Here is a 4,666-nt window from a genome sequence, read left to right on the forward strand (position 1 = left end):
CGCGGTCGGCGCCACCGGCCGCACCATCGAAACCGGCAGCGACATCAGCGCCGGCGGCCGTTTCGCCTCTTTCCTGCGCCCGCGCCAGGCGCTCGCCCCGGCGCCGGCACCCGTTCCGGTACGGCAGCAGCTGCCGGAGCAGATTTTCGCCACCCTCCCCTCCACCGACCAGGAACCGCCGGCGGTGCCTTTCGCACGCCAGCCCGAGCCGGTGCAAGAGGCCGTGGAAACACCGGCCGCCCCGTTGGCCGCGCCAATCAACCGCGCCCGCTTCGTGATCGATCCGCCGCTGGAGGAAATGCCCGCGGCAGTCTTTACGCCCGCGGCGGCGATAGCGGCCAGCCCGGCGCCGGCCACCGTCGCGCCTGAACTACCCGCCTTGCCGGTCCCGGCGGAAGTTGTCCAGGCGGTCGAAGTCGCTGCCGAAGCCGTGGCCGCCGCGCCGGAACCTGCGCTGCCGGCGGCGCCGTTGAGCGCGGTCCCGGTCACCATCGCCCATGACGACCAGCAGCTGGCGCACCTGCGCCAGGAAGTGGCCGGCATGCGTCAGATGATCGAACGCGAAATGAACCGCTTCACCGATGAACGCCTGCGGGGCAGCGCGGTCCGTGCCACCGCGCTGGACCTGATGGACGAATACGGTTTCGATGCCGGCCTGACCCGCGACGTGGTGATGCAGATTCCACTGGATACCGAAGCGGCCCGTGCCCGCGGCCTGATGCTGGGGCTGATCTCGCGGAAGCTGCCGATCGCCCCGGTCGACCCGATCGAATCGGGCGGCGTCATCGCCCTGGTCGGCCCCACCGGGGCCGGCAAGACCACCACCATTGCCAAGCTGGCGTCGCGCTTCGCCGAAGCCCACGCCGCCCGCGACGTGGCCCTGGTCACCACCGACACCCAGCGCATCGGCGCACGCGAACAGCTGTACGGCTTCGGCCGCCAGCTCGGCGTGGCCGTGCACGAGGCCAACAGCGGCACCAATCTCAACCAGCTGCTGGAGCGGCTGGCCGACTACAAGCTGGTGCTGATCGACACCGCCGGGCTGGGCCAGCGCGACCGCGCCCTCGCCGCGCAGCTGCAGTGGCTGCGCGCCGCCGGCCAGATCCGCACCCTGCTGGTGCTGCCGGCCAACACCAGCTTCCAGGACATGGACGAGGTGGTGCGCCGCTTCGGTGCGGCCAATCCGCAAGGGGTGGTGCTGACCAAGCTGGATGAAACCAGCCGCTTCGGTTCGGCGCTGTCGGTGGCGGTGGATCACCACCTGCCGATCACCTGGGTCACCGACGGCCAGGACGTGCCGGAGGACCTGCATCGCGCCTCGGCAGCAAATCTTGTACTTCGCCTTGAAGATTTGCGCCGCGCGGCCGATATGCCCTGCAATCCGGAGATCAACCATGCCGTCGCGTGAGTACGCCAGACTGACCAACACCTTCCCGCTGTCGGCTACCCGCCAGCAGCCGACCGGTCCTGTGCGCACCATTGCGGTCACCGGCGGCAAGGGCGGCGTGGGCAAGAGCAACATCTCGGCCAACCTCGCGGTGGCCCTGGCCGATATGGGCAAGCGCACGCTGTTGCTGGATGCCGACCTGGGCCTGGCCAACCTCGATGTGATCCTCGGCCTGAACCCGAAATTCACCCTGGCCGACCTGGTCGCCGGGCGCTGCGCGCTGGAAGACGTGATCATCGAAGGCCCCGGCGGCGTGCTGGTGGTGCCGGCCGCCTCCGGTCGCCGGCACATGGCCGAGCTGCAGCCGGCCGAACACATCGGCCTGGTCAACGTGTTCTCCGAGCTGGAGCGCGAGCTGGACGTGATGGTGATCGACACCGCCGCCGGCATCACCGACAGCGTGCTGACCTTCTGCCAGGCCGCCCAGGACACCGTAGTGGTGGTCTGCGACGAACCGGCCTCGATCACCGACGCCTACGCCCTGATCAAGGTGCTCTCGCGCGAGCGCGGCGTGGACCGCATCCAGGTGGTCGCCAACATGGTGCGCGACCCCAACGAGGGCCGCGTGCTGTACGAAAAACTGGTGCGGGTGTGCGAGAAATTCCTCGCCGACGTCTCGCTCAACTACCTGGGCTGCGTGCCGCAGGACGACTGGCTGCGGCTGTCGGTGCAGCGCCAGCAGCCGGTGGTGAAAGCCTATCCGTCGTCGCCGGCCGCGCTGGCGATCCAGGAGATCGCCCGGCGCACCGCCCGCTGGCAGGCGCCAACCGAGGCCCGTGGCGGCGTCGAGTTCTTCCTCGAGCGCATCCTGCAGCGCGGGGTGACGCCATGAAGGGCGCTGCCCAGTACCGCGAGGTGCAACGCATCGCCGACACCGACTGCGTCACCCGCCACTCGGACCTGGTACGCCGCATCGCCCATCACATGGCCGCACGGCTGCCGGCCAGTGTCGAGGTCGATGACCTGATCCAGGCCGGGTTGATGGGGCTGATCGAAGCCTCGCGCAGCTACGACGCCGAACAGGGCGCCTCGTTCGAGACCTACGCCTCGATCCGTATCCGCGGCTCGATGATCGACGAGATCCGCCGCGGCGACTGGGTGCCGCGCTCGGTGCACCGCCGCGCCCGCGAGGCGGCGGCCACCATCCGCCGGATCGAACAGAGCAGTGGCCGCGCCGCCAATGCGATCGAGGTCGCCGCGGCGATGGAGATGCCGCTGCCCGAATACCTGCGGCTGATGGAAGATGCCGCCCGGGGCCAGGTGCTGAGCCTGGAATCGCGCATCGAGGACCAGGGCGAGCTGGATACGCCCGCCACCGGCGGCCCCACTCCGCAGCAGGTGCTGGAGCGCAGCCAGTTCGGCGATGAGCTGGGCAAGGCCATCGGCCTGCTGCCCGAACGCGAACAGCTGGTGCTCTCGCTGTATTACGAGCAGGACCTGAATCTCAAGGAGATCGGCGCCGTGCTCGGCGTGAGTGAATCGCGCGTCTGCCAGATCCACGGCCAGGCCACGCTGCGTCTGCGTGCCCGGCTGAAGACATTCGAGGCGGCCGACGCCGGCCTCGAGAATCATTGAAGAGGAATGTGACTTGAACAAGAACATGCGGATCCTGATCGTCGACGACTTCTCGACCATGCGGCGCATCGTCAAGAACCTGCTGGGCGACCTGGGCTTCACCATCACCGCTGAAGCCGAGGACGGGCATGCCGCGCTGGCGCTGTTGCACAGCCAGCCGTTCGATTTCGTCATCACCGACTGGAACATGCCGGTGATGACCGGCATCGAGCTGCTCAAGGCCATCCGGGCCGATGACAAGCTGAAGTCGCTGCCGGTGCTGATGGTCACCGCCGAAGCCAAGCGCGAGCAGATCATCGAAGCCGCGCAGGCCGGCGTGAACGGCTACATCATCAAACCGTTCACCGCGCAGACGCTGGAAGAGAAGCTCGGCAAGATCTTCGAACGATTGGCTGCCAGCGCATGATGGAGACCCTCGGCGACAAATCGGCACTGATCCAGCGCCTGCAGGATGCCCTGGCCGCGCTGGAATCCGGCAACGAGGCCGGCTGGCGCGCCGAGATCGACGCGTTGGCGGCGCTGCGGACCCAGCCGATGATGGCCGGGCTGGGCCGGCTCGCCCGCGAGCTGGGCCAGGCGCTGGGCGAACTGCCCAACGTGCCGTCCGAGGCGGGCGAGCTGGACGACGCCTGCGCGCGCCTGGACCACGTGGTGGCGATGACCGAGAAGGCCACCCACCGCACCCTGGACCTGGCGGAGGAATGCCGCGCGCTTACCGAACGGCTGCGCGCCGATGGACTCAACGCCGATCAGGGCCAGGTGCTGGACCGCATCCGCCACAATCTCACCGAAGTGGCACTGACCCAGAGCTACCAGGACCTCACCGGCCAGATCATCCGCCGGGTGGTGGGCATCGTGCGCCGCGTGCACGAGGGCTTCGGCGCACTGGGCCTGCCCAAACCGGAAGACGAACCCTCCAGCAGCGCACTGGCCGGCCCCGCCGTGGGCGGCCTGGACCGTCACGCGGTGTCGCAGCACGACGCCGACGACCTGCTGTCCGACCTGGGACTGTAAAACCATGAGTGCCGTAACCGACGACATCGCCGCCGATTTCATTCTCGAGGCCCAGGAAATCCTGGACCGCCTTGGCGAACAGCTGGTGTCGCTGGAACAGGCGCCAGATGACAACGACCAGCTCAACGCGGTCTTCCGCGGTTTCCATACGCTCAAGGGAGGCGCCGGTTTTCTGGCGATCCACGCCATGGTCGAGCTGTGCCACGCCGCCGAAGAGGCGCTGGGTATGGCGCGCTCGGGCAAGGTGGAGCTGCAGGGCCATCACTTCGATGCCGCACAGCAGTCACTGGACTGGCTGCAGGCAATGCTCGATGCGGTGTCCGCGGGCACCGAGCCGGTGCATGCGCCACCGGCGTTGATCGCCCAGTTCGACGTCCATGCCGCCCCCGCCGTGGCCGCACCGGTGGCCAGCACCACCGCGGTCGACAGCGAGCTGATCAGCGAGGACGAATTCGAAGCCCTGCTCGACCAGTTGCATGGCGGCGCCGCGCCCAGCGCGCAGCCGGCGCCAACCGGCATCGCCGCGGCGTCCGACGAACTGATCAGCGAGGACGAATTCGAAGCATTGCTCGACCAGCTGCATGGCGGCGCCGCACCGGGCGGCACCCCGGTCACGGCCCCTGCGGCTGC

Annotated in this window: 6 protein-coding genes; all 6 read left to right on the forward strand. The window is 68.8% G+C overall.

Translation table 11 applies throughout. The annotated features are described in order from the left end of the window. The coding region (locus tag QZH66_RS14370) for an AAA family ATPase (protein WP_305806619.1) at positions 1 to 1,408 on the forward strand (1,408 nt) is incomplete at its 5' end. Further along, complete coding sequence (locus QZH66_RS14375) at positions 1,395 to 2,279, forward strand: MinD/ParA family protein (protein ID WP_305806620.1); 885 nt, start codon at positions 1,395 to 1,397, stop codon at positions 2,277 to 2,279. The genes QZH66_RS14370 and QZH66_RS14375, both read left to right, overlap by 14 nt. Further along, entirely contained in the window at positions 2,276 to 3,022 is a 747-nt protein-coding gene (locus QZH66_RS14380) for an RNA polymerase sigma factor FliA (RefSeq protein ID WP_305806621.1), read from the forward strand. Before QZH66_RS14375 ends, QZH66_RS14380 begins: the two co-directional genes overlap by 4 nt. A gap of 13 nt (positions 3,023 to 3,035) precedes the next feature. Then, positions 3,036 to 3,428 (forward strand): chemotaxis response regulator CheY, encoded by a 393-nt coding sequence (cheY, locus tag QZH66_RS14385; protein ID WP_305806622.1) that lies wholly within the window; start codon positions 3,036 to 3,038, stop codon positions 3,426 to 3,428. After that, positions 3,428 to 4,036, forward strand: a complete 609-nt coding sequence (locus QZH66_RS14390) for a protein phosphatase CheZ (protein ID WP_305806624.1) — start codon at positions 3,428 to 3,430, stop codon at positions 4,034 to 4,036. Before cheY ends, QZH66_RS14390 begins: the two co-directional genes overlap by 1 nt. 4 nt (positions 4,037 to 4,040) lie before the next feature. Further along, positions 4,041 to 4,666 (forward strand): Hpt domain-containing protein (locus QZH66_RS14395; RefSeq protein ID WP_305806623.1); only part of this gene is annotated, 626 nt, incomplete at its 3' end.

Origin of the sequence: Stenotrophomonas sp. YIM B06876, assembly GCF_030711595.1 — a bacterium.
GTDB lineage: Bacteria > Pseudomonadota > Gammaproteobacteria > Xanthomonadales > Xanthomonadaceae > Stenotrophomonas.